This is a genomic window from Caballeronia sp. INML3B (genome assembly GCF_023631305.1).
Classification (GTDB): Bacteria; Pseudomonadota; Gammaproteobacteria; order Burkholderiales; family Burkholderiaceae; genus Caballeronia; species Caballeronia turbans.
On record NZ_JALQDI010000054.1, the window covers coordinates 30,154 to 55,621 of the forward strand.

Consider the following 25,468-nt stretch of genomic DNA (forward strand, 5'->3'; position numbering starts at 1 on the left):
GTGCTTACGTGAAGGCGCGACGCTGTTCGTAGTCGGGGTTGTCCCAGGCACGAGTCGTCATGATCTGATCGATTTGATCCACGAGGTACTCCACTTCATCCGCCGTGTTGAAGAGCGGCGCGAAGCCGAATCGCATGAAATCCGGCATGCGGAAGTCCCCGATTACGCCTCGCCGGCTCAACTCCTGCATGATGGCGTAGCCTTGCGGGTGACGAAGCGAGACGTGGCTTCCGCGCACATTCGAATCCTTCGGCGAGGCGACCACGAACCCGTGCGGAGCAAGCCGGTTCTCCGCGCTCGATATGAACTGCTCGGTCAACTCGAGGCTTCGGGTTCTGATTTCTTCGATCGAAATTCCGTCGAACACTTCGAGCGAACGGTTCAGGAGCGAAAGCGCGATCACCTGATTCGTCCCGCAGAGAAAGCGCTCGATGCCCGGCGCGGGCGCATAGGACGGCGTGAACTCGAACGGCGCGGCGTGCCCGAACCATCCGGTCAGCGGCTGTTCGCAATCCGTGTGGTGACGCTTCGCGGCGTACAGGAAAGCGGGTGCACCGGGACCGCCGTTCAAGTATTTGTATCCGCAGCCGACCGCGAAATCGACCTCGGACTCGTCGAGGTTGCAGGGAATCGCACCGGCGGAATGCGAAAGGTCGCATACCATGAGCGCGCCGGCCCGATGTGCCGCGCGTGTCAGGCGAGCGAGGTCATAAACCTCGGCGCTGCGATAGTCGACATGGCACAGCAATACTGCCGCCACGCGATCGTTCAGGAATTTCGGAAATTCGCTCACCGGCAAGTTGAGTATCTCCGCACCGCACAGCCGAGCCACCTGCTCGGCGATGTAAAGGTCGGTCGGAAACGACGATGCGTCGGTCAAGATCACCTTCCGGTCGGCACGCAGGCGTAGCGCCGCGGTCAAGACCTTGAACAGGTTGACCGACGTGGAATCGCAGGCAACCACCTGTCCCGCGGCCGCGCCGATCAAACGGCCGATCGCATCGCCGACGCGCTGCGGCAGCGTATTCCATTTCGCGCTCCGCCACGAGCGGATCAACCCGTCGCCCCACTCGTGGGTCGTCGTGATATAGGCCTGCATCTGAACGGCCTTGGGCAGTGGGCCCAGCGAGTTTCCATCAAAGTATCGAACACCCTCCGGCAGGGAAAATTTTTCCCGAGTCAGCGCGAACGTATCGCGAGCGGGAGATGCGGGAACGGTCATATCATTCATCTCTCACGCCCCCAACACAGTGCGGATAGACCAGAGTTCCGGGAAGAAGCGAAGCTCGACGACATGTTTGAGCCAGCCGACGCCTGCGGAACCGCCCGTACCGGGCTTGAAACCGAGAATGCGCTCCACCGAGGTAAAGTGCCGCCAGCGATATTGGGCGAACAGGTCCGCAATTTCGATCAGCGCTTCGCCGAGAAGGTAGAGGTCGTTGTCCGGCGACGGGTCCGCATAAACCGCGAGCCATGCTTTCTCGACCTCGGGATTGGACGCGTAAGTTTCCGACCAGGCACGATCCAGCGCTTGCTCCGGCACCGGAATACCCCGGCGATGCAGCAGCGCCAGTACATCGTCGTACAGGCTCGGATTGTTGAGTGCCTCTTGCAATTGCGGATAGACATCGGGGTTATTCGAATGCGCCGCCGCCAGTCGCTTCGACTTGTTGCCGAGAATGAATTCGACGTGCCGGTAGATATACGATTGCTGTCCAGAAGACACGCCCAGATGATTGCGGAACTCGTTGAAGCCGTGCGTCGTAATCGTCGACAACACGTCCCAGGTCTTGATCAGGTACTCGAACAGGCGCTTCACGCGCGGGACGAGCTCGAGCGCCCCGCTCACGTCGTCTCGTGTGATACGCAACTGCATGTTGTACAGCTCGTAATGGATAGCTTTGAACGTCAACTCCTTGCACTGCGTCATCAGGATGAACACCATTTCATCGTGCCCTTCGCTGCGCATGTGCTGGATGCTGAGCAACAGGTCGTTGCGGTGATAATCGATGTAGGGATTGCTCTTTCCCTCGAAGCTGACCATCGGCTCGCCGGCCGTGGTCTTCACCGCTTCGTTGCGCGTTTCGTTCGTCGAAATAGCAATTTCACTGACGAGCGATAGCTCCAGTTCCGGATTGCGGATTTCCGGAATCACGCGTTTGCGGCTTGCAGACATTTACTTTGCTCCAATCAAATGTTCAATTGCGGCGCCCAGTTCGCTGGACGGCGTCGCCAGATCGAACAGGATGTCAAAGTGGTTGCGTCCGGAGACTTCGAGGAGCCGTACAGGCACGGCGTCATCGGTCAGGCGCTGTGCGTATTCAAGGCTTTGACGCTTGAATTCAGCAGTTTCGTGCTCACCCCAGCTTATGAGTGTAGGCAAGCGATGGCGGGTCTTGATGAACATCGGGCTTACCGCTAAAGCCGTCTCGCTGCTCAGATCGAGCGGCTCGTTGATGTAGGTGCCTACGATCGGGCGCAGATCGTAGACGCCCGACGCAAGCACATAACCCTTGATTCGCGTCTCGAGCTCGGGCTCCCAATCGAGCGTCGCCATCATTGCGGCAAGGTGTGCCCCTGCTGAGCTTCCCGCGATCACGAGCTTCAGGTCAGGATGAGCGGCAGCAATGGCGCGTATCGCCCTTTCACATTGCCGAATCATCATGCCGATGTTCGCAAGGGGCGCGAGTGTGTAGTTCACGGCCGCATACGACACACCGCGTTCGACGAACTCCCGCGCGGGGAAGCAGGAATCCTCCGCGGAGAGTTCCTGCCAGTAGCCGCCGTGGATAAAAACCACGATCGCACCCGCCGAGGTCCGGGCGGGGAATACGATCGAATACTCATCGGACGGCAAGCCGTACTTCAGCCGATAGCTTACGAGGGATGCCGATACCGCTTCGCTCTCGGCAGTGTAGGCAGCGACGACCGCCAGGTAGTCGTGGGCGACGGAGCTAGGCGAGTACTCCCGCTCCAACTGTGCCTGAGTGAATTCTTGCCACATGTCTCGTCTCCTGATGCAAAAAATTCTAGTTTTTGACAGGCGGTTTTTCTTTTCTATTTTTGCCGGTTTAATCGGCGAGAGCGGCATGTGATGCCGGCATATAACTTCAAGGCGAAATGATTTGCCGACCTTTAAGGACGACGCTAAGAGATCAGGGTCAACCCTAGCGCTCGCGGTCTGATATCACGCGAAATAAAGTAGCATCGGCATGAACTTGCCGAACGGTGCCGAATATCCGATAGACTTGACCCGCGATCCCGCAGCAGACACAAATTCGTTCCAGAGGAAATCGCAGTGGAAACCACGCCGCTCAGTTCGACCGATCGTCAGATTCTTCGCCATCTGCAGGAAGATCCGCGCATATCCATGGCGGAACTGGCCGAGCGAATGAACAGTTCCTCATCGCCGGTGTGGCGTCGCGTCAAACGCCTGCAAGAGGTCGGGGTTATCGAAGGCTATCACCTGGACCTGAATCGGAAGGCCCTCGGCTTCGGAATCGACGCCTTCGTCTTTGTGAAGATCACGTCCCATCAGGAACGGGACGCCGTCGAGTTCGAGACTTCCCTGCAGGCAATCGACCAGGTCCTGTCGTGTTACATCCTGTCCGGTGTCGAGGACTATCTTCTGCGGATCGTCGCGCCGGATCTCGACGGATTCGCCAACTTCAGCCGGAAAGTCCTGGCGGCGCTGCCCCATGTCAGGGAGGTACGCAGTGCATTTGTCATGCACACGATAAAGGAATCCAACCGTCTGCCGCTCGACTGAGCGCCGCCTCGCTACTCCCTCACGCCTGCCGAATCGCTTCGATAACCAGCTGCGTCGCCGGACTGATCCGCCGGTTCTTTCTGAGAATCAACCCATAAGGCGCGAGGCGCCCACGCAATGCGGTGGGCAACGAAGCGATCGTATCGAGCGCGGAATAATAGTCTGCGACCGAACTCGGCAGCACGGCGAGCATGTCCGAATCCCTCAAGAGCGACAAGGTCGTCAGAATAGAAGACGTCTCGACGGTACTCACCGGCGGCGCAACGCGCGATTCCCGAAACGTCTGGTCGATGATCTGCCGCATCGGACTCGGATGCGGCTGCACGATCCACGGATACTTCGCGAGATCGGCGAGCTTCGGTTTCGCCGTCATGCCGACAGCCGGGTGATCCGGCCGCGCGACGATCGCGAGCGCCTCTTCCGACAAGGTCTCGAACGTCAGATCCAGCGCGGAAAAGCCGTAAGGAATGCGCCCCACCACGATATCCAGCTGATCCTGCTGCAACGCCTGCACGAGCACATCGCTCGTGTCGATCTGCACGCTGATCTGCAGGCGCGGATGCGCTTCCTTCAATTGCACGATCACCTTCGTGAGCAAATCGGGAGCCGGCGCCATCACCGCGCCGATGCGCACCTTGCCGATATCGCCCGCCTCGATCGCCGCCAGTTCCTCGCGCAATTCATCGAGATCCTCGAAGACGACGCGCGCGTATCGCATCACCGCCTCTCCGTAGATGGTCGGCTCCATCCCTCGCGCATGACGCACGAATAACGTTGCCCCGATGGTGTCCTCCAGCTCCTTCAACGCCTTGGTCGCGGCGGGCTGCGTCATCGAGAGCTCGTCGGCTGCGCTTCTGAGCGATTCCGTTTCCGAGAGCGCCGTCATCAATTGCAGATGACGCAGGCGCAGGCGTTTGCGTATGGCCGTGGCGGGCGCGATCATGCGAGCGATAACTCCAGGAAATAGCCTGATGCAAATAATTCAATGGTCAGTTATCGCGGAGTTTCGCACACTAGCGCTACCCGATACAGCCGCGCAAACCCTCGTTTCAGCGGCCCCACCCGAATAGAACCCGGAGACACCGAAGATGAAGATCAAGCACGTCCGCGCACGCGTTTTCGAATGGAAAGGCAAGGTCGTTCCGCCGCAAGCGCACTTCTGCACGAATGCCGTCGATATCCTCTACGAGCGCGGCGACGCGATGGGCTCGTTCCGCTTTCACGGCTGGCTCGTCGTCGAGATCGAATGCGACGACGGCACCATCGGCATCGGCAATTGCGCGCTCGCGCCGCGTGTCGCGAAGCAGATCGTCGATGAATATCTCGCGCCTATCGCCATCGGCGAAGATCCGTTCGATCATGAATATATCTGGCAGAAGATGTATCGGCGCACGCTCGCATGGGGCCGCAAGGGCATCGGCATGGCGGCGATCTCCGCGATGGATATCGCCCTGTGGGACATCATGGGCAAGGCGGTGAAAAAGCCCGTCTTCAAGCTGCTCGGCGGCCGCACGAAAGAAAACATCTGGTGCTACGCATCGAAGCTCTATAACAACGACGACCGCGACGCCTTTCTCGCGGAAGCCCAGGGCTATCTCGACCAGGGCTTCACCGCGATGAAGATGCGCTTCGGCTACGGCCCGAAAGATGGTCCGAAGGGCATGGCGAAGAATCTGGAGCAGGTGCGCCTGCTGCGCGAACTCGCAGGCGACGATGTGGACATCATGCTGGAATGCTATATGGGCTGGACGCTGGAATACGCGCGCCGCATGCTGCCGCGTCTTGCCGAGTTCAATCCGCGCTGGCTCGAAGAGCCCGTGATCGGCGACGACGTCGAAGGCTATCAGGAGCTGAAGAAAATGAACATCGTGCCGATCTCCGGCGGCGAGCACGAGTTCACGAGCTATGGCTTCAAGGATCTGCTGGAACGCCGCGCCGTCGATGTCATTCAGTACGATACGAATCGCGTGGGGGGCATCACCGCCGCGCGCAAGATCAACGCGATGGCCGAAGCGTGGTCCGTTCCTGTGATTCCGCACGCGGGGCAGATGCACAACTATCACCTGACGATGTCGAGCACCGCGAGCCCGATGTCCGAGTTCTTCCCCGTGTTCGATGTGGAAGTGGGCAACGAGCTCTTCTATTACATCTTCGACGGCGAGCCGCAACCGCAAAACGGTTATCTGCAACTTTCCGATGAAACGCCGGGTCTCGGCATCACGCTGTCCGACAAGCATCTGAGCGACTTCGACATCATCGAGTGATGCAAACACGCGGCTGCACTTTTACGGCGCGTGCGCGCGGGTGCATATCTTCGGTTCGACCGCCCTCGACCGGCGCCGCCCCCGCTTGCAACCGATCACGAGATACGAGACCCTACCAACATGAAACCTCTCATCGCAGTTCTTCTCGGCGATCCCGCCGGCATCGGTCCCGAACTCATCGCGCGCCTCATCGCGAAGGCTGAGAATCGCGCGCGCGCCGATCTGCTCATCGTCGGCGACAAGCGCGAGCTGGATCACGGCATGGAGATCGCGCAGCAGCGCTTCGACTATCGACTGGTCGAGCGCGTCGACGACGCCGCGCGCGACACCGACGTGCCATCGCTCATCGACTTCCGCCTCCCCGACGACGCCCCCTATGAGCGCGCCGTATCGACCGAACGCGGCGGCCGGTACAGCCTCGAAGCCTTCAAACAAGCCCTTGCGATGACGCGCGCCAACCGCACGCAGGCGATGCTCTTCGCGCCAGTCAACAAGACCTCGCTGCATATGGCCGGCATGGAGACGAACGACGAGATGGAATGGTTTGCGCGCCAGCTCGATTTCAGCGGCGCATTCTGCGAATTCAATGTCCTCGACGAGCTCTGGACCTCGCGCGTGACGTCGCATATCGCGTTGAAGGATGTGAGCGCGAGACTCACGCAGGAGCGCATCGGCGGCGCGGTGCAATTGATTCATGACGGCCTCAACCGCGCCGGCGTGGCGCAGCCGCGCATCGCGGTATGCGGCTTCAATCCGCACAACGGCGACAACGGCGCGTTCGGTCGCGAGGAAATCGACGTGATCGCGCCAGCCGTCGAACATGCGCGCGCTCGAGGTTACGATGCGCAAGGCCCCTTCCCCGCCGACACCATCTTCGTGCGCGCACGCGATCAGAAGGTCTTCGACGGCGTCGTCACGATGTACCACGACCAAGGTCAGATCGCGATGAAGCTGATGGGCTTCTGGCGCGGCGTCACCGTGCACGGCGGCCTGCCCGTGCCGATCGCGACGCCCGCGCACGGCACCGCGTTCGATATCCACGGCCAGGGCCGTGCCGATGTCGGCGCGACGCAGAAAGCGTTCGACATCGCCGTGCGCATGGCGCAAGATCGCCTGGCCTGAGGCCATGATGCAAGAGCGCACCGAAACTTTGCGCCGCGCTTTCCCGAAAGCGGCGGCGCATCGCGCCGAAAAGCGGCCTGATGTTCGAATTGCAGGCGCCGTGGCGGCAATTCAACGAAGATGCGCTTGCGCAATGGCCGAACGTATGGCTCTGGATATCGGGCATAGGCGAAGCTGGGGTAAGCTGGAGCGTCGGGCGCAACGGACGCATCGCGCGCGGGAAGAACGCCTCGCGCTATCCTTCGATAACGCGACGCTGTAGCGGATCTGAACCAATCAAAGGAGACACACTTCAATGGCTGCACCTGTTTATCGCGGCGTTTTCCCCGTCGCCCCGACCATTTTCGACGATCAAGGCGGCCTCGATCTCGAAGGCCAGAAACGCGCGATCGATTTCATGATCGACGCCGGTTCGCACGGCGTGTGCATACTCGCGAACTTCTCCGAGCAATTCGCACTGTCCGATGCCGAGCGCGATACGGTGCAGCGCACCGTGCTCGAACATGTCGCCGGGCGCGTGCCCGTCATCGTCACGACGACGCATTTCAGCTCGCGCGTGTGCGCCGAGCGCAGCCGCGCAGCGCAAGACGCGGGCGCTGCGATGGTCATGATCATGCCGCCGTATCATGGCGCGACGATTCGCGTCGGAGAGCGCGGCATTCACGAGTTCTATCGCGAAGTATCGAATGCGATCGACATTCCTATCATGATTCAGGACGCGCCCGTCGCGGGCACGCCGCTCTCTGCATCGTTTCTCGCGAAGCTCGCGCGCGACGTCGAGCATGTGTCGTACTTCAAGATCGAAACGGCGCAGGCCGCCTCGAAGCTGCGCGAACTGATCGGGTTGGGCGGCGATGCGATCGTCGGTCCGTGGGACGGAGAAGAAGCGATCACGCTGATCCCCGACTTCGATGCGGGCGCCACGGGCGCGATGACGGGCGGCGGCTACCCGGACGGCATTCGCAAGATCGTCGATGCTTACTTCGCGGGCGACACCGACCGAGCCGCCGACCTGTATCAGCAATGGCTTCCGCTCATCAACTACGAGAACCGGCAATGCGGTCTCGCCGCATGCAAGACCCTGATGAAGGAAGGCGGCGTCATTCGCTCGGATGCGGTGCGTCATCCGCTCGCGCCGATGCATCCCGCCGTGCGCGAAGGGCTGTTGAAAGTCGCGCGCAAGCTCGATCCGCTCGTGCTGCGCTGGGGACATTGACTGGCGCCGGCGCTTCTTTTTCCGTATCGGCCTTCATCGCGGGAACGCCCAGGCGTTCCCGCGCCTGTTCCGCGGCGTGCAATCAGTCTTGTTAGCAAGGCTCCATGCCGTGCCGTACCTTCGCGCTATCGGCGTTGGACGAACCGAGAAACGCAAGGAACGCGCGAGCCAGTTGCGGCGCATTCGCGTTCGCGCATATCGCGCCTTCGAACACCGTGAGAGTCTGAATCGCAGGCGGCAACATGCCGAGCACGTCGATACCTTCGAGGCCGGTCATCTCGCTCATCTGCTGAAAGCCCAGTTCAACCTCGCCACGCGCGATGAGCGCGCCCACCGCGACGCCCGGCGGCGCCTGCACGATGCGCGACGCGATGCGTTCCGCAATGCCCCAGCGCTCGAACAGACGCATGAGATAAACGCCGCTCGGCCCCGTCGAATATCCGATGCTGCGCGCCGCGAGCACCGCCTCGCGCACGGCCGCCTCATCGTCGATGGAGGGACGCGGCGAGCCCGACGCCACCGCGATGGCCACGCCCGAGCGCGCGATGCGCACGCGGCTCGTTGCATCGATACGCGCCGCCGCCGCGAGCCGGTCGATCGCGTCCGAAGCGAGCACGACGATATCGAACGCCTCGCCTTCCTCGATTCGCTTTAACGCCGCGACGCCGCCCACCGATTCGATCGCGATGCGCTGCCCCGTCTGCGCTTCGAATGTCGAGGCAAGCGCATCGAGCACCTGGCGCGTCGCCATCGAAGAGATAGCGGTGATGCTCATGGTCATCAATCGATATAGCGCAGCCCCGCTTTTTCCAGCGGTTCGCGCATGGCGTACATGTCGAGGCCGAGCACGCCGCTTGCGAGCTTCGCGCGCTTCTCTTCTTCGAGCGCCTCGCGCGCGACGGCCTTGTCGAGCACCTGCTGCGCCGATGCGGATGGCACGACGACGACGCCGTCGTCATCCGCGACGATCACATCACCCGGGTTCACCCATGCGCCCGCGCACACGACGGGAATGTTCACCGAGCCGAGCGTCGCCTTCACCGTGCCTTTCGCCGAAATCGCGCGGCTCCAGACCGGGAAGTTCATCCCGGTCAGCACACGCACATCGCGCACGCCACCGTCGATGATGAGCGCCCGCGCGCCGCGCGCCTTGAAGCTCGTGGCGAGCAGATCGCCGAAGAAACCATCGGTGTTATCGGTCGTGCAGGCAGCCACGACGATATCGCCCGGCTGAATCTGCTCGGCGGCGACATGGAGCATCCAGTTGTCGCCCGGTTGCAGCAGCACGGTGACGGCCGTGCCGCTCGCCTGCGCGCCCGCGTAGATCGGCCGCATGTAGGTCTTCATCAGGCCGACACGGCCCATTGCTTCGTGCACGGTCGCCGCGCCGAGCGGGCCGAGCTTTTCCGCCGCATCCGCGTTCGCGCGACCGATGTTGCGATACACCACACCCAGTTCGTACATGTCAGCGTCCCTTTGCCTTGAGCGCCGCATCGAGGCGCGGATACACGCGGCGCGCGTTGCCTTCGTAGATCTTGTAGCGCGCGTCGGGCTCGATGTGCGCAGCCTCGACATAGCGCTTCGTATCGTCGAAATAATGCCCCGTTTCAGGATCGATGCCACGCACCGCGCCGATCATCTCGCTTGCGAACAGAATGTTGTCGACGGGGATCACGCGCGTCAGCAAGTCGATGCCCGGTTGGTGATAGACGCACGTATCGAAGAACACGTTGTTCAGCAAATGATCCTTCAGCAAGGGTTTTTTCAGCTCCTGCGCGAGACCCCGGAAACGTCCCCAGTGATACGGCACCGCGCCGCCGCCGTGCGGAATCACAAACTTGAGCGTCGGGAAATCGCGGAACAGATCGGACGTGAGGCACTGCATGAACGCGGTGGTGTCCGCATTGAGGTAATGCGCGCCCGTCGTATGGAAACACGCGTTGCAGCTTGTGCTCACGTGAATCATCGCGGGGACGTCGTACTCGACCATCTTTTCGTAGATCGGATACCAGTAGCGATCCGAGAGCGGCGGGCTCGTCCAGTGGCCGCCCGACGGGTCCGGATTCAGGTTGATCGCGACATTGCCGTATTGCTCGACGCACTTCACGAGCTCGGGGATGCACGTCGAGACATCGACGCCCGGACTCTGCGGCAGCATCGCCGCCGGAATGAAGCTGTCCGGAAACAGCTCGCTCACGCGATAGCACAGCTCGTTGCAGATCGCGGCCCACGTGCTCGACACTTCGAAGTCGCCGATGTGATGCGCCATGAAGCTCGCGCGCGGGCTGAACACGGTGAGATCGAGGCCGCGTTCGCGCATCAGTCGAAGCTGATTCGCTTCGATGGATTCGCGCAGTTCATCGTCGCTGATATGCAGCTCCGATGCGGCCGGCATCGCCGAAGGATTCTCGATGCCGGCTATCTGCCGGTTGCGCCACGCTTCCAGCGCCTTCGGCGCGGTCGTGTAGTGGCCGTGAATGTCGATGATCATGCGTCACTCCAGGTACTAATGTGCTGCTTTGGTTTGTGCGTGCGCTTCGTCGGCATGCGTGCGTTGCGCGACGAGTATCGAAATCGCGGCGAGCGTCGCGGGCACGGCAAGGATCGCGAGGATCGCGCCGAACTCCCAGCCGAGGCCGAGCAGCGCGCCGCCGAACGCGGAGCCGAAGATGCTGCCGAAGCGGCCCATGCCGAGCATCCAGCTCACGCCGGTGGCACGCGCAACCGTCGGATAACGGCTCGGCGCGAACGCGTTGAGGCCCGTTTGCGCGCCGCTCATGCAAAAGCCCGCTGCGAACACGAGCACGGCCAGCGACGACGACAACGCGCCGATCCAGGCGAGCCCGAGCACGCAGACCGCGCCGCCGAGATACGCCGCGCTGATGACGGGCGCCGGGCGCACCTTGTCCATGATCCACCCGACGATGATCGCGCCGATCGTGCCGCCGATCTGGAACATCGCCGTGATGTTCGCCGCCGACGATACCGTGAGCCCCGCGTCCTTCATCAGCGTCGGCAGCCAGCCGGTGAGCAGGTAGATCACGAGCAGGCCCATGAAATAGGTCGCCCACAGCGCGGCCGTCATCAGGCCGTAGCCATGCGAAAACAACACGCCGATGGGCTTCTTCGTCGGCAGCGGCGGCTCGTTCGATACGAACGTCTCCGTGCCGTCGAAGCGCGCGCCGCATACGCGGCCGAGCACCTTGCCGATGCGTGCCGAGCTCGCGCCGCGCACCGCGAGCAGACGCGCCGATTCGGGCAGCAGCCAGATTTGCAGCGGAATCAGCACGAGCGGCAGCGCGCCGCCACAGATCAGCACGGAGCGCCAGCCGTGCACCGGAATCAAGGCGCCGGCGAGGAAGCCGATCAGCGCCGAGCCGAGATTGAAGCCCGTGAACATGATCGTGATCAGTAGCGCGCGCTTGCGTTGCGGCGCGTACTCGGAGAGCAGCGTCGTCGTATTGGGCATCGCGGCGCCGAGGCCGATGCCGGTCAGCACGCGCAGCAAGGCCATGCTCGAAGGCGAATTCGTGAACGCGGTGGCGATCGTGAACACGCCGAAGAGAAACACCGACGCAATCAGAACCCACTTGCGTCCGATGCGATCCGACGCCGGGCCTGCCGCGAGCGCGCCGATCACGAGACCAATGGGCGCCGCGCTCATCACGAGGCCGAACGCGGGCCGCGAGATGTGCCAGTCCGCGATGATCGAAGGCGCGACGAAGCCCATGATCGCGACATCCATGCCGTCGGCCGTCACGATCAGAAAGCACAGCGCCACCAGCAGCCACTGGTAGGCGGAAATCGGGCGTTCGTCGATGAAGCCCTTGATGTCGATGGTTTTACCGATAGTCATATGTGTCTCCCGTCCCCGTTGCCTGCTTAGTCTTTGGCCTTCCCGGCCTTGTCCCAGTCGAGCTTGCCCGCGCCCTTGCCCGCGACCGAGTACAGTGCACCGGGCGCATTGCGGGTCTTCTGAAATGCTTCGAGTGTTTCGCCGCGCATCGCGGCGTAGATGTGCAGGTTCGACACGCCGGTCACCGCGCCGAGCTTCTCCAGCATGAAGAAAATCACGCCGTAATGAAGCAGGCCGCGCCAGTCGCGCCGGCGAATGAGGTCCCGCTCCTCTTCGCTGAGACCGGCCGCCTCGAAGCTCGCTTCCTCGTCTTGCCTGAATGCCTCGCGATGCGCGGGCTCGACCATGCGATGCAGATAGTCGTTGATGCGATACGCGCGCACGGCGGTTTCGATCGAGAACGGATAGGTGCCTTCGAGGTTCTCGACAACGGTGAGCTGCACCGCCATCTTCTGACGATGACGCTCGATGATCGCCGGCTTGATCTCGCTATCCTCGCCTTCATAGATCGCGGTCGCGATGCCCGCCATCGACGGCAGGTAATAGCTGCGATGCTTGCACACGACATTCGACGACAACGCGCCGCGCATCGTGAGCCACATGATGACTTCGGCGCCTTCGTAGCCGCCGAGCGCCGCATATTCGGCGATGGTCATGTCCGCGAGTTGTTCGGGATCGCGCTCGAAGAGATCGAGAAAGCGCGCGTCCCATGCCGTGTTATTGAAGCCCGCGCGTTCGCCGTGTACCTGATGCGAAAGACCGCCCGTCGCGAGAATCGCGACCTTGATGTCCTCCGGATAACTTTCGATCGCGCGGCGCAGCGCCTGACCCAGCTTGTAGAAGCGGCGCGCGCTCGGCACGGGCAATTGCAGCACGCCCATTTGCAGCGGCACGAGCTTCACCGGCCATTCGGGTTCGTGCGGGCACAGCATCGAAAGCGGCGAGAAGCAGCCGTGATCGAGCGCCTTGTTCTGGAAGAACGACATGTCGAATTCGTCGGACATCAGCGACGTGCCGATGTGCGCGGCAAGCGCCGGATGACCCTTGATCGGCGGCAGGTCGCGTGCGCCGCCGCCTTCGTCCGCAACGCGCCATTGCGGTCCTACGCCGAGTGCGAATGCGGAGTAGTGATCGAAGAAGAATGACGTGACGTGGTCGTTGTAGATCGTGACGATGACATCGGGCTGCTTCTCCGCGAGCCAGTTCGTGAGCGGCGCGAAGTTCTCGAAGATCGGCGCCCAGACGGGATCGTCGCGTTTGTTCTTGTCGAACGCGAAACCGATAGTCGGTGTGTGCGAGGCGGCAATGCCTCCGATGATCCGTGCCATGTGCGCTACTCCTTCAGAATGCGTAAGCCCGAAGGGTAGCGATGAAGGCAGCGTGGCTGGTACTACGCGTAAACCACCATCTTGCTTTTGCGGATAGGGTTCTGACGCGTGGAAAGCCCGGTGGGACGGCCGCAGCGAGGCGTGCGGCCGCCTACTACCAGCGATATGTCGATAAACAAAACTGATGGCTCGTGAAGCAGGACGCAAGAGGTCGCGAGAAACCGTCTGGGTCAGGTCCACGGCAATGAGCGAGGCGTGATCTTCGGACAAGATCCATCAAGCGTACAGACGGTACCCTTATTCGAGGACTCGCGTGCGTTCTGGCACGCGCCGGGTCAACCCACCGAGGCGGCTCGTTTCAATCAGCCGCACAAGCCGCTCGACGATCTCGTGTACGGTTGTCCCCGGTCCGAAGATTTCTGCCACGCCTATGTTCCGCAGAGAAAGCGCGTCTTGATCTGGCACGATCCCGCCGACGACTACCGGCGCACATACGTCTATTTCTCCAAGCTCGCGCATGAATTGAAGGACGAGACTTCCATGCGCTCCCGCGAGCGACGAAATACCGATCACGTCGCATCCTTCTTTCCCGGCAATCCTCGCTGCACGCGTCGGCGAAGCAAACAGGCCGCTCATCGCTACATCGAAGCCCGCGTCCTTCAGCGCCGCCGACACCACGTTCGCGCCGCGATCGTGTCCGTCGAGTCCGAGTTTTGCCATCAGCAGGCGTGGTCTTCTGCCTAGCTTTTTCGCGAGACGCGCTACCTGTGCCCTCACCGCATGCCATGCCTCGTCCTCTCCACATCGTGTTCCATACGCATTCGACACAACGCCGGATGCCTGCACATGGCGCGGCCAAACTGCTTCAAGGGCACGCGTGCATTCACCCACCGTCGCCCGTGCGCGCATGCAATCGATTGTCAGTGCAAGCAGGTTTGCGGCATCGTCGTGTGCGGCGCGAGTCAATGCCGAGAGCGTCGTGCTCACCCGATACTCGTCGCGTCGGCGCTTGACGTCGGAAATTCTGCGCGACTGTTGCACGCGCACACGTTCCCCATCGATTGCGACACATTCGGGAGCATCATCATCTGCCTCGATTGCCGGAAAGGCGTTGGTGCCGACGATCACCTGTTTCCCCGCATCGATGCGCGCCTGCGTCGCCGCCGCGCTTGCTCGAATCTGCTGCTGAACCCAGCCCGTGCGAATCGCCTCGCGCGCGCCGCCGCCCGCCTCGATTGCGTCGATCATGTCGCGCGCCCGCCCGGCAAGATCCGCCGTCAGCGATTCCATCATGTACGAGCCGGCCCACGGATCGATCACGTCGCACAAGCCCATTTCGTGCTGAAGGATGAGTTGCGTGTCGCGCGCGAGTTGCGAAGCCGATGCGGATGGCAGCGCGAGCGCCTCGTCATGCGCATTCGTGTGCAGCGACTGCGTTCCGCCGAACACGGCCGCCATCGCCTCGACGGTCGTACGCACGATGTTGTTATGCGTGCGCGTCGGGCTGAGCGACCAGCCCGAAGTCTGGCAGTGCATGCGTAGCGCACGGCCTTTCGGCGTGCTCGCACCCTCTTCGGCCGCGATTCTCGACCACAGCAAGCGCGCCGCGCGCAGTTTCGCGATCTCTGTATAAAAGTCCGTTCCGGCGCCGAAGAAAAAGCTCAGTTGCTCGCAAACGGCATTGGCCTCCAGGCCGCGCGCACGCAACGCGCGAAGATATTCGCGGGCATTCGCGAACGTGAGCGCAAGTTCGAGCGATGCATCCGCGCCCGCTTCCTGAAAGTGATAGCCCGACACGGAAAGCGCCTTGAAGCGCGGCATGTGTTCGTTCAGAAACTGCGCGACATCCGCGACGATGCGCATCGACGGTTCCGGCGCGAACACGTAGGCATTGCGCACCATGAACTCCTTGAGGATGTCGTTCTGCACCGTGCCCGAGAGCGAATCCATCGCGATGCCGCGCTCTTCGGCCGCGACGATGAAAGCGGCGAGTACCGGCAGCACTGCGCCGTTCATCGTCATCGAGACGGACACGCGATCGAGCGCGATGCCTTCGAAGAGACGCGCCATGTCGTCGACAGTATCGATCGCCACGCCTGCGAGGCCGACGTCCGGGCATGCTTCGCGATCGGTGGAATCGTAGCCGAGCTGCGTCGGCAGATCGAAGGCCACAGACAGGCCTTGCGCCCCGTGTGCGAGCGCCTTGCGAAACGCGAGATTCGAATCTGCGGCGTCCGCATAACCGGCGTACTGGCGAATGGTCCAGGGTTTCGCCGTGTACATGGAGGCATACGGTCCGCGCACGAATGGTTGCGCGCCGGGTTGCGAACCGAGATGCTCGATGCGGTCAAGATCCGCCGAAGTGTAAAGCGGCTTCAATGGAACGCGTCGCGGACGGCTCATGCGCGCCTCCGGGCCTTGTGCGTGAGGACGTCGGCGATCTTCCTGCCGTCGCTCGTGCGTTCGATCTCGCACCAGTGCGCCACGCGTGTCTCGTCGACGAAGGCGCGCCGAAACGTCAGGCGCAGGCTCTCGCCGACGTCGATGTTGCCGTGATAATGCAGTTCGCGCGAGACGAGCGCGGGGGTATCCGCGAGACGCCAGGTCTGCCATTCCGCGCGATCGACAAAGCCCTGGAAGCTTGCGAAGTAGAGGAAGTGCGCGCCATTGAAATCGTTGTAAGGGCACGGCAGAAACTCGACCGGCGCGCAGTCTTCCGCGCGCAGGCCCATTTCCACGAGGCGCGGCCCCGCTTCGCACAGGCGCAGTTGGCGCGCGGCGTCCTGTATGTCGGTGATCGCCGCGTTCATCGGCGCGATGTCGCCCTTCATTTTCGCAAAGCTCGCGCGCGCGACCGAGCGGTTGTTACGCGCCTCGGTTCGCCGCACGAAGGTGGACATCATCGACAGCGAGGCGATCGCGCCATGTTCACGCTCCACGCGATGCTCGCTGATATGCCGCGCCGCGCCGATCCGCGCAAGCTCCGTGCGAATGCGGAACGCGTCGTTCTCGCGCACCTCGTGCATGCCGTGCGCGCGCAGCCGGATCGACGTGAACGCGGCATAGGCGCGCGTGCCTTCATCGGCGACGAAGTCGCTGCCGGTGGCTTGCGCGAGTGCGCCCCAGTGCCGGTCGCCGCATTCCTTGAGCAGCCAGTTTTCGGACAGGCCGGCGTAGTTGAGTTGCGGCATGCCGGCGCGGTAAGTGTCGTCGTAAGGAGGCGTCATGCTTCTTCACGCACACGCAATCGACACATGATCGGGCACGTTCGAGCGCTGCGCGCAGATCGCGTCGACGACGTACTGCGCGTCGCGCGCGACGCCGGAGAAGCGTCCCGAGCCCCACGTATGCAGCCACGGGAGGCCGACGAAATAAATGCCCGGAACGGCCGTCACGCCGCGCACGTGAGCCGGATATCCGCGCCCGTTGAACACTGGGGCGTCGAGCCAGGCGAAGTCCGGCGTGAAGCCGATGCACCACACGATAGACGTGATGCCGCTCGCCTGCAGATCGAGTTCCGCGCGTTCAGCCGGCGGATGCCACAGCGGCTCATACCGCGCGGCAGCCGGCGCATCGATACCATGCTTCTCGATGAAACCGTCGATGCTCGCGTTGATGCGGTTGTACGTGTCGTCCGCATCGTCGAGGTTGGCGCGCAGGTTCGGCGCAAAACGCAGTTTTCCATCGCGGAAGTCCTCCAGCCGCCCGAACAGTTCCATGCCTTCGGACGCGAAGCGGCGCAGGTCGATATCGCGTCCGCCGTCGCGGCCCGTCACATAGTGATTGGTGTTGTCGCGCACGCCTTCGCGCAGCGGATGATCGGTCACCGGCATGTCGTAGTAGCGCATGTCGGCCAGCCAGTCGACGACGTCGCGGCCCCGATAAAAGCGCGCGCAACGCGGCGCCTCCCCGACCGCGAGATGCACCTTGCGGCCCGCCAGGTGCAGATCTTCCGCGATCTGCGCGCCGGACTGCCCCGAGCCGACGACGAGCACCGCGCCGGGTGGCAGCGCGTCGGCGTTGCGGTATTCCGACGACTGCACCTGCACGATGCTCTGCGGCAGGCGCTCCGCCATGCGCGGCACGATCGGCGTGTGATAGCCGCCCGACGCGACGACCACCTGATCGGCCGTATACGTCCCGCGCGTGCTTTGGACGATGTAGCCGCCACCGGCGTTGCGCGTTACCCGCGTGACAGCCGCGCCTTCGAGCACCGGCGCGTTCACCTTGGCGATGAACGCATCGAGATAGGCGATGATCTCGTCCTTCTTCATGAAGCCGTGCGGGTCCGGGCCATCGTATGGATGGCCCGGCAGCGCGCATTGCCAGTTGGGCGTCACGAGACAGAACGTGTCCCAGCGCTGTGTGCGCCACGTGTGCGTGAGACTGTGCTTTTCGAGCACGAGATGCCCGATATTCGCCTGTTGCAGAAAGTAGCTGACCGAGAGCCCGGCCTGCCCGCCGCCGATGACGATCACGCCGAGATGTTCCGGCGCTGCCTGAGTGGATTCGATGTTCGACATATCCGCTTCCTCTTCGACAAATGGGTCAATCGAGCGCGAGCACGGTCACGCGCGCATCGTGCGCATCGGCAAACCGTCCCGCATCGTCTTCGATACGTGCAAGCTGATCGAGCGCCGCGGAGCACGCGAAGCCGTACTTCTCGCGCACGCGCTGCGAGCCGATGTTGAGCGCCTCGCGCGAGCGCGCGACGAAGTCGCCGACGGCATAGCTTTCGCCCACCGCGAAATATTCGCTGACGACCGTAGAGGGCGAATAGCAGTTCGCCTCGACGCCGTCCGGCCAGCGAATTCGAAAGTGCATGACAGGCATGTGCAAGCCTCCGTTATGGGTTGAGCGCAAGCGGCGCGCGCGCGAGCCACCTGCCATAGATGTCGAGATGACGCACGGCGCTTGCCCGCCAGGTGAAGCGCCGCAGCAGCGCGGGCACGGCGTGAAGGAAGTCGATGCCGCTCCTGCCCTCGAGCGCCGTGTCGAGTGCCGCGGCAATGGCTTGCGCGTCGTGCGGATCGGCGAAGAGGCACGCTTTATCGTCGAGATATTCGGTGAACGGCGCGATGTGCGACACCACGACCGCACGCCCGCTCGCCAGCGCCTCCAGCACCACGAGGCCGAAGCCTTCGCGCAGCGAGATCATCGAGACGACACCGGCCAGGCGATAAAGCGCGGGCATCGATGCATCGGGCAGCGCGCCGGTGACGACGACCGGCGTGCCTTTGCCGCTCACGTCCAGTCGCAGTTCGGCGGCGCGTGCGAGAAAGCCGCGCGTATAGACGTCGTGATCGAGCAGACTTGCGCCGCCCGCGAGCACGAGTTGCGCGCCGGGCCGCCGGCGGCGCAAGAATGCGAACGCTTCGAGCAGCATCGAGGTATTCTTGCGCGCCTCTATGCCGCCCACCGCCAGCACGACCGGTCCCGCGCCGAGACCGAAGCGCTCGCGCAACGCCGCTGTTTCGCCATCCGCCGATGCCCCGAAGCGCGCGCGGTCGATGCCGTTGGTGACCGTATGCGCCGCGATGCCGCAGGTCGAACGCATCGTGTGCGTCCAGGCTTCGCTCACGCACAGCACGGCATCGGCATCGCGCCATGCGCGGGTTTGCCAGTGCGCGAGCCGCGCATCGTCGAAATGGTCGAGATGATGCACCGTGCGAATGAAACCGCGAATCGCCCCTTGTTCCTTCAGGTCCGCCAGCGCATTGCCGCCGATGCTGTCCTGCGCGTGCATCACATCGAAGAGACCGGTGCCCTGGTCCGCGAGCGTCCGCTTCAATGCGTTCATGCGCTCGCCGACCATGCCCGCCAGACCTTGCTGCGCGCCTTCGATTCGCGCCAGCACGATGCGGCACGGCGATGCGCGGAACATCGACTCGCCCGCGCGCGCCGGCGCGAACACCGTGACGTCATGACCAAGTTCATGCAATGCGCGCCCGAGTTCGAGCGTATGCACGACACCGCCGCGCGGGTTCACCGAATGCGTGAGCAGCGCGACGCGCAGTGTGTTCATCGCGCACATATGAACGGCTCCTCACGCAGATTCCACAGCAAGGCGGCCTCGCTGCCGCGCGTCACGACCACTTCGCGCGAGGCATCGACTTCACCGATCACCGCGCTCGCGAGATCGCGCCCGGCGAAACGGGCCAGCACCTCGCCGACATGCTCGCGACGCACGGAAAGCACGAAGCCGAAGCTCGGAAACGCCGTGAGCCAGCGTTCGATCCCGACATCGGCGGGACGCGGCAACGCATCGAGGTCGATACGCGCGCCGGCTTTCGAGCATTCGAGCAGCATCAATGCGGTCCCAAGCACGCCCGCCATGCTGATGTCCTTTGCGGCATCGCACAGACCCTCTTCGGCGAGCGCGGGCAGCAATTCGAAATCGGCGCGTGCGCGGCCTTCGGGCGACCCCACCGATGCATTCCAGAACGGATACGGCTCCTCGAACCTGCCGCGCAGATCGACGGCCATCACGAGCGCATCGCCCGGGCGCGCATCGAAACTGGTCAGAAGCTTGCGCGCCCGTCCTACGATCGCCACCGCGAGTTGCGCGCCGTCGCTGCGCACGTTGCTGTGTCCGCCGACGACCGGCACGCCATACACCTCCGATGCCGCCGCCATGCCCGCGAGCACTTCGCCGGCGGCGTGTGCGCTGCCGCTCCACAGCGCATCGACGACGGCGAGCGGGCGGCCGCCCATCGCGTAGATGTCGCTCACGTTCACCATCACGCCGCTGTAGCCGGCGAACCAGGGCATCGAGCGAACGAAGTCGCTCACCATGCCTTCGATCGCGAAGAGCAGATAGCCATCGCCGTCGGGAATCGCGGCGCAGTCATCGCCGATCGCCACGGATTGCGCGTTCGGACGAAGACGCGAAAGCACATGCGAGATATCGTTCTTGTGACGAAAGCCGCGACTCTCGCGCAGGCGCTCGACCAGTCCGGCGAGCGCGCTCACGGCAGCCTCCGCGCCAGCGCGACGAAACCGCTTTGCGGGGTCAGGCACGGCGGGTACGCGTCGAGTTGCGCGCGCATCAAATGATGAGGGCGGCCGAACAGCGTTTCCTCCTGCTGCGTGTCCCAGCGCAGACGGCGAAAGAGCGGCACGTTCTGCGCCTGCACATGGGCGAGAAAAGTCTCGCAGCCCAGCGCATGCGCGCTCGATACCGCGAGCCGGATGAGCGTCGAGCCGATCTTTCCATGCGAGCGGAAGGCCGCGTGCACCGCGAGCCGCGAGCCGCACCACACGCCCGGCTCCGTCTCGTGGATGCGCACGGTGCCGACCACCTGCTCCGGCATGCCTGCGACGCAACTCAGCGCGACCAGCAACTGCGCGCGCTCATCGATCTCGTCGCGATCGTCACCGACGAACACGCCCTGCTCGATGCAGAACACCGCGCGCCGCAGCGTGTACGCTTCATCCTCTTCCCACGGCAGCGTTGCCCACTTCACGCGGTATTCGACCGGCGTGTAGTCGAGATCGAACGCATCGCCGACGATGGCTTCGACGAACATGGTCACACCTCGTACGATGAAAGCGACGAACATGCGCCGCATTTGCCGCAGCCCGCCTTGATATCGGCGGAACGCATGCTCGCCTGCGCGAGCATCGCGCCGATCGGCGCCAGCACCGAGCGCATGAAGTCGGGCGTGGGTGCGGGATGGTCCTCGAGCGGCGTGCCGCTGATCGGCACGAACGGCACGACGAACGGATACACGCCGAGCGCAATCAAATCGCCCGCCATATCGACGATGGCCTGTGCGGTGTCGCCGAGTCCCGCGAGGATGTACGTGCTCACCTGCCCGCGCCCGAACACCGCGACCGCTGCCTCGAACGCTTCCATGTAGCGCGACACCGGCACGCTCGCCTTGCCTGGCATGATGCGGTCGCGCACCGCGGGCGTCACCGCTTCGAGATGCATGCCGAGCGTATCGATGCCGCTCGCCTTCATGCGCTCGAACCAGCGGTCGTCATCGGGCGGCTCGCACTGCGCCTGGATCGGCAGATCGACTGCCGCCCTGATCGCGAACGCGCTCTCACACAGGATCTGCGCGCCGCGATCCGGCGTCGGCGGCGTGCCGGTGGTCAGCACCATGTGCTTGACGCCGTCGAGCAACACGGCGGCGCGCGCCACCTCGGCGAGCTGCTCGGGTGTCTTGCGCGCGATGGTGCGTCCCGCCGCGAGCGATTGCCCGATCGCGCAGAACTTGCACGATTTGCGCCGGCTTTCGTAACGGATGCAGGTTTGCAGCACGGTTGTCGCGAGGACGTCGGCACTGTGCAGCGTCGCTATGTGCGAATAAGGCACGCCGTCGAGTGTCTGCATCGCGTAGAAGCGCGGCGTCTTCGGAAAGCTGATGCTCGCGATCGGGATCGTGTTGCGCATCAGCGCGCTGTTGCCGCTCGCGTCCGGCTGGCCCGCGACGAACGGCGAATCCCAGGCAGTGCTCGTATGCACGGGCACCATGATGGTCACGCCATCGACGGTCACCGCCTTGTGATCCGATGGTCCCGCGCCGCCGCGCCGGCTCGACACACCCGCGCGCGGATCGACCAGTCGCAGGCCGCTCGACTGAAGCTCAATCATCAATTGCCGGCTCGACGCCGGCAGGCTCTCTCTTGCGCTCATCGTCGTAGGTGTCCTTGAAAGAAGTGACGGGCGTGGCGGGTCGGTCGTTGATCGCGAGACTCAGCAGCTCGGGCCGCGCGTAGTGGCCGACCGAATCCATCATGCGTTTGCGCTTGGTGATGAGCGACATGTCGAGATCGGCGATCACCATGCCTTCGCCTTCGCGCAAAGGCTCGGCCAGATGCTGACCTTCGGGCGAGACGATCGCCGTGTTGCAGCCGCCGCGCAGCGCGCGTTGCAGGTTCGGATCCGGCGTAATGGCTTCCATCTGCGCATCGGTCAGCCAGCCTGTCGCATTGACGACGAAGCAACCCGACTCCAGCGCGTGATGCCGGATCGTCACTTCGATCTGCTCGGCGAAGATCGGGCCGACCAGCGAGCCGGGAAACTGGCTGCAATGGATCTCTTCATGCTGCGTCATCAGCGCGTACCGCGCGAGCGGGTTGTAGTGCTCCCAGCAAGCCAGCGCGCCGACGCGGCCAACGCGCGTTTCAGCGACCTTCAGCCCCGCGGCATCGCCTTGTCCCCAGATCATCCGTTCGTGGAACGTCGGCGTGATCTTGCGGCGCTTGAGCAGCAGGCGGCCATCGGTGTCGAAGATGAGCTGCGTGTTGTAGAGGCTGCCGTGATCGCGCTCGTTGACGCCGAGCACGACCACCATGTTCGCGAGCCGCGCGTGTTCCGCGATTGCCTGCGTGACCGGACCCGGCACGACCACCGCCTGTTCGTAGAGCTTCATGTGATCCGGACCCGAAGCAACCGGTGCGCGCACGAACGAGAAGTACGGGTAATACGGCACGAAGGTCTCGGGAAACACGATCAGCTGCACGCCTTTCGCGGCGGCTTCGTCGATGGTCGTGCAGACGCGCTCGAGCGTGCCGTTCGGGCGTTCGAAATCCGGCGCGATCTGCACGGCGGCGGCGCGCACGACGCGCTTGGTCGTCAGGGCATCGGCCATGATCGTCACACGGTCCACGTATGAATAACGAGCGCGTTCTCCTTGCGATGAAGCAACTGAAGATCGAGCACATCGAGCGGGTTGATCGGACGAATGCCTTCGATGAGCGACGCCTCGCCGTGTCCGTAGAGAGCCTGCAATGCGAAGCGGCATGCGTAGACCTTCCCGCCTTCAGCCATGAACTTCTGAAGCTGCTTGTTGAAGTTGAGATGGCCGGGGAACGCTTCGTCGCCGAGCGTCGGGAAGCCGCGTTGCAGGCCGAGCGTCACGCCCGGTCCATAGAGCAGCACGGAGGTGTCGAATCCCTTGCGTTGCAGACGCGTGGCTTGCAGCAGATTCACGAAGCCGATCGAGCCTTCGAATGCGACCGTATGAAACGTGACGAGTGCTTTCTCGCCAGGTTCGGCCTTCACGTCTTCGAAAACTTTCTCTTCGTAGTCGACCAGAAAGTCGCCGTTCTTGTGAAGCGGTTGATTGACTGCGGGCATGGCATTCTCCGATGTTGGGTTCACGTGTATACCGTCATGTTTCATCGCGACGGCGAACGCTCAAACGCAACGGATATGCCAATGATTGGCCCGTAAAATGCAATCACTTTGCAATCAAGCAAAACAAACTTGCATGCGCGACACGAAAAATTCTCGTGCAAGCCGTTGCGGACGGCCTTTCGTAGTCGTGCACGGGAGCCTTGCCGAGCGAGGCGCGCACGCTTTCAGCGCAGGAAAGCCTGTGCGTGGTGCGCAGCACACTGACGATGTGCATGGATGCGATCAATGCAATCAACTGCGATCAGCGCATGCGATCTCTTTTCTTTTGATTGATTTGTCATGCTAAGGTGAATCGAACCTTCGCCGAGGACATCGCGGTCATGAATCAGCCGGCGCATCACTGGATCAGAAAGCTCGAGGAGAGTAGAAAGCCCGCTTATCTGACGATTCCCGATCTGATCGAAGAAGACCTTGCCACCGGGCGATTGCAGCCACGTGACCGATTGCCGGGTTTGCGCGATCTCGCCGACCTGCTCGGCCTCAACTACACGACGGTCGCGCGTGCGTACGCGGAAGCGCGCAAGCGCGGCCTGCTCGATGCGCGCGCGGGTAGCGGAACCTTCGCGCGCGGCAGGACGCCGACGTTGCCGCTCGCGGGGGGCGGCGGCGTCGAGATGTCGATGAACATGCCGCCCGAACCACCGCTGTTGGCAGCGCGACTGCGCGCGTCGGCGGCGAGCCTGATGGAGCGTGCCGATCCGTTTCAGTTGTTGCGTTATCAGGATTTCGGCGGAACGGCGGCGGATCGCGCGGCGGGACGCGAATGGCTTCGGAAACGCGTTCCGGATTGCGATGTCGATAACGTGCTCGTTTGTCCGGGCATTCATGGCGCGCTCGTTGCGCTGGTGTCGCAGCTTGCGCGGCCGGGCGAGATCATCTGTCTGGATTCGCTCGCTTATCCCGGGATCAAGGCGATTGCTTCGCAACTAGGCGTGCGCTTGCAGGCCTTGCCCCGCGATGACGAAGGCCCGTTGCCGCATGCGTTCGAAGCGTTGTGCAAGACGGAGAAGCCGGGAGCGTTCTACTGCAATCCCACGCTGCAGAACCCGAGCACATTGACGCTTACGCTGCAGCGGCGCGAAGCCCTTGCCGATGTGGCCTTGCGTTACAACGTGCCGATCATCGAAGACGAGCCTTACGGCATGTTGCCTTTCGACGCGCCCGCCACGCTCGCGCAACTCGCGCCCGAACTGACGTATCACGTGACCGGCTTATCGAAGACGCTGGGCGCGGGGTTGCGCGTGGCATATCTCAAAGCGCCTACGCTGCGGCAGACGCAGCGGATCGCGGGAGCATTGCGTGCGACGACGGTCATGCCGAGCCCTTTCACCGTCCTCCTCGCGACCCAATGGGTCAACGACGGCACGGCTTCAGACGTGCTCGAAGCTATTCGCGAGGAGGCATCGGCCAGACAGGCGATCGCGTCGGACGAGCTTCGAGGCTTCGCGTTCGACGCCGACCCGCACGGGTTTCATCTGTGGCTGCCCGTGCCTTCGATGTGTGACTGGAGTGCGCCGGAATTGGCCCTCCAGTTGCGCAATCAAGGCATCGGCGCGGTGGCCGGGGCCGCATTTTCCGCAGATGGGAATCCGCCGAATGCGCTGCGGTTATGTCTCGGTGGACCTCAGAACCGGGAAGATTGCCGCGAAGCGCTAAGGCGCGTCGCCGATATGATGGGCGATCCGCATCATCTGCATATGCCGACGCTTTGAAAACGCGCTATCGCCTAAGTGAACGGGCGATTCGACCCGCAGCGGTCTCTT

Annotated in this window: 24 protein-coding genes; 5 read left to right on the forward strand and 19 right to left on the reverse strand. The window is 63.2% G+C overall.

The features are described 5' to 3' along the window. Positions 1–4: 4 nt before the first annotated feature. Genes kynU through NCS58_RS24250 form a run of 3 tightly spaced genes read right to left on the reverse strand, consistent with a single transcriptional unit; the run spans position 5 to position 3,004 of the window. Positions 5–1,231, reverse strand: coding sequence for a kynureninase (gene kynU, locus NCS58_RS24240; protein ID WP_061119122.1), 1,227 nt, complete (start codon positions 1,229–1,231; stop codon positions 5–7). Positions 1,232–1,234: 3 nt separating this feature from the next. Further along, positions 1,235–2,176 (reverse strand): tryptophan 2,3-dioxygenase, encoded by a 942-nt coding sequence (locus tag NCS58_RS24245; RefSeq protein ID WP_061119123.1) that lies wholly within the window; start codon positions 2,174–2,176, stop codon positions 1,235–1,237. Next, positions 2,177–3,004: an alpha/beta hydrolase gene (locus NCS58_RS24250; RefSeq protein ID WP_061119124.1), complete on the reverse strand. Its 828-nt coding sequence runs from the start codon at positions 3,002–3,004 to the stop codon at positions 2,177–2,179. 294 nt (positions 3,005–3,298) lie between these two features. Between NCS58_RS24250 and NCS58_RS34385 the strand changes: the two genes are divergently transcribed. Then, the gene (locus tag NCS58_RS34385; RefSeq protein WP_061119125.1) at positions 3,299–3,769 is read left to right on the forward strand and encodes an Lrp/AsnC family transcriptional regulator; all 471 of its coding nucleotides are present in this window, start codon (positions 3,299–3,301) and stop codon (positions 3,767–3,769) included. A gap of 19 nt (positions 3,770–3,788) precedes the next feature. Here NCS58_RS34385 and NCS58_RS24260 read toward each other — a convergent pair whose 3' ends face one another. Continuing rightward, on the reverse strand, positions 3,789–4,712 hold the full coding sequence (locus NCS58_RS24260) for a LysR family transcriptional regulator (RefSeq protein ID WP_250477727.1): 924 nt from the start codon (positions 4,710–4,712) through the stop codon (positions 3,789–3,791). A gap of 145 nt (positions 4,713–4,857) precedes the next feature. Here NCS58_RS24260 and NCS58_RS24265 point away from each other — a divergent pair, with 145 nt between their 5' ends. From NCS58_RS24265 to NCS58_RS24275, 3 genes are all read left to right on the forward strand, one after another. Beyond that, positions 4,858–6,033, forward strand: coding sequence for an L-rhamnonate dehydratase (locus tag NCS58_RS24265; RefSeq protein ID WP_061119127.1), 1,176 nt, complete (start codon positions 4,858–4,860; stop codon positions 6,031–6,033). Positions 6,034–6,153: 120 nt separating this feature from the next. After that, positions 6,154–7,155: a 4-hydroxythreonine-4-phosphate dehydrogenase PdxA gene (locus NCS58_RS24270; protein WP_061119128.1), complete on the forward strand. Its 1,002-nt coding sequence runs from the start codon at positions 6,154–6,156 to the stop codon at positions 7,153–7,155. Between the two features lie 295 nt (positions 7,156–7,450). Beyond that, positions 7,451–8,371, forward strand: coding sequence for a dihydrodipicolinate synthase family protein (locus tag NCS58_RS24275; protein ID WP_061119129.1), 921 nt, complete (start codon positions 7,451–7,453; stop codon positions 8,369–8,371). Between the two features lie 91 nt (positions 8,372–8,462). Here the strand turns inward: NCS58_RS24275 and NCS58_RS24280 are convergent, their stop codons facing one another. The 15 genes from NCS58_RS24280 to NCS58_RS24350 form a co-directional block, all read right to left on the reverse strand. Continuing rightward, positions 8,463–9,146: a substrate-binding domain-containing protein gene (locus NCS58_RS24280; RefSeq protein ID WP_250490589.1), complete on the reverse strand. Its 684-nt coding sequence runs from the start codon at positions 9,144–9,146 to the stop codon at positions 8,463–8,465. Positions 9,147–9,151: 5 nt separating this feature from the next. Continuing rightward, positions 9,152–9,835 carry a 4-carboxy-4-hydroxy-2-oxoadipate aldolase/oxaloacetate decarboxylase gene (gene ligK / locus NCS58_RS24285; protein WP_061119130.1) on the reverse strand — a complete coding sequence of 228 codons (684 nt, stop codon included), beginning with the start codon at positions 9,833–9,835 and terminating at the stop codon, positions 9,152–9,154. Between the two features lies 1 nt (position 9,836). Continuing rightward, positions 9,837–10,862: an amidohydrolase family protein gene (locus NCS58_RS24290; RefSeq protein WP_061119131.1), complete on the reverse strand. Its 1,026-nt coding sequence runs from the start codon at positions 10,860–10,862 to the stop codon at positions 9,837–9,839. A gap of 15 nt (positions 10,863–10,877) precedes the next feature. Further along, positions 10,878–12,227 (reverse strand): aromatic acid/H+ symport family MFS transporter, encoded by a 1,350-nt coding sequence (locus NCS58_RS24295; protein WP_061119132.1) that lies wholly within the window; start codon positions 12,225–12,227, stop codon positions 10,878–10,880. A 26-nt stretch (positions 12,228–12,253) separates the two neighbouring features. Continuing rightward, positions 12,254–13,555: a gallate dioxygenase gene (locus NCS58_RS24300; RefSeq protein ID WP_061119133.1), complete on the reverse strand. Its 1,302-nt coding sequence runs from the start codon at positions 13,553–13,555 to the stop codon at positions 12,254–12,256. Between the two features lie 297 nt (positions 13,556–13,852). After that, positions 13,853–15,958: a methylmalonyl-CoA mutase gene (gene scpA, locus NCS58_RS24305; protein ID WP_061119134.1), complete on the reverse strand. Its 2,106-nt coding sequence runs from the start codon at positions 15,956–15,958 to the stop codon at positions 13,853–13,855. Continuing rightward, complete coding sequence (locus NCS58_RS24310; protein ID WP_061119135.1) at positions 15,955–16,782, reverse strand: Pnap_2097 family protein; 828 nt, start codon at positions 16,780–16,782, stop codon at positions 15,955–15,957. The genes scpA and NCS58_RS24310 overlap by 4 nt, the downstream gene beginning before the upstream one ends. Before the next feature lie 6 nt (positions 16,783–16,788). Beyond that, complete coding sequence (locus NCS58_RS24315; protein WP_061119136.1) at positions 16,789–18,078, reverse strand: MSMEG_0569 family flavin-dependent oxidoreductase; 1,290 nt, start codon at positions 18,076–18,078, stop codon at positions 16,789–16,791. A 25-nt stretch (positions 18,079–18,103) separates the two neighbouring features. Beyond that, complete coding sequence (locus tag NCS58_RS24320) at positions 18,104–18,388, reverse strand: MSMEG_0570 family nitrogen starvation response protein (RefSeq protein ID WP_061119137.1); 285 nt, start codon at positions 18,386–18,388, stop codon at positions 18,104–18,106. 13 nt (positions 18,389–18,401) lie between these two features. Beyond that, entirely contained in the window at positions 18,402–19,589 is a 1,188-nt protein-coding gene (locus NCS58_RS24325) for an MSMEG_0565 family glycosyltransferase (RefSeq protein ID WP_409219305.1), read from the reverse strand. Further along, complete coding sequence (locus NCS58_RS24330; RefSeq protein WP_061119138.1) at positions 19,577–20,527, reverse strand: sll0787 family AIR synthase-like protein; 951 nt, start codon at positions 20,525–20,527, stop codon at positions 19,577–19,579. Before NCS58_RS24330 ends, NCS58_RS24325 begins: the two co-directional genes overlap by 13 nt. Continuing rightward, positions 20,524–21,084, reverse strand: coding sequence for an MSMEG_0567/Sll0786 family nitrogen starvation N-acetyltransferase (locus NCS58_RS24335; RefSeq protein ID WP_061119139.1), 561 nt, complete (start codon positions 21,082–21,084; stop codon positions 20,524–20,526). The genes NCS58_RS24330 and NCS58_RS24335 overlap by 4 nt, the downstream gene beginning before the upstream one ends. Positions 21,085–21,086: 2 nt before the next feature. Next, on the reverse strand, positions 21,087–22,157 hold the full coding sequence (locus tag NCS58_RS24340; RefSeq protein ID WP_061119140.1) for an MSMEG_0568 family radical SAM protein: 1,071 nt from the start codon (positions 22,155–22,157) through the stop codon (positions 21,087–21,089). Beyond that, positions 22,150–23,157, reverse strand: a complete 1,008-nt coding sequence (locus tag NCS58_RS24345; RefSeq protein ID WP_250477729.1) for a Nit6803 family nitrilase — start codon at positions 23,155–23,157, stop codon at positions 22,150–22,152. The genes NCS58_RS24340 and NCS58_RS24345 overlap by 8 nt, the downstream gene beginning before the upstream one ends. Positions 23,158–23,162: 5 nt before the next feature. Next, a complete protein-coding gene (locus tag NCS58_RS24350; RefSeq protein WP_061119141.1) occupies positions 23,163–23,645 on the reverse strand; it encodes an MSMEG_0572/Sll0783 family nitrogen starvation response protein in 483 nt (160 codons plus the stop codon). 380 nt (positions 23,646–24,025) lie between these two features. On the opposite strand from NCS58_RS24350, the gene NCS58_RS24355 reads away from it, so the two are divergent. After that, entirely contained in the window at positions 24,026–25,417 is a 1,392-nt protein-coding gene (locus tag NCS58_RS24355; protein ID WP_250477730.1) for a PLP-dependent aminotransferase family protein, read from the forward strand. The last annotated feature ends 51 nt before the right edge of the window (positions 25,418–25,468 follow it).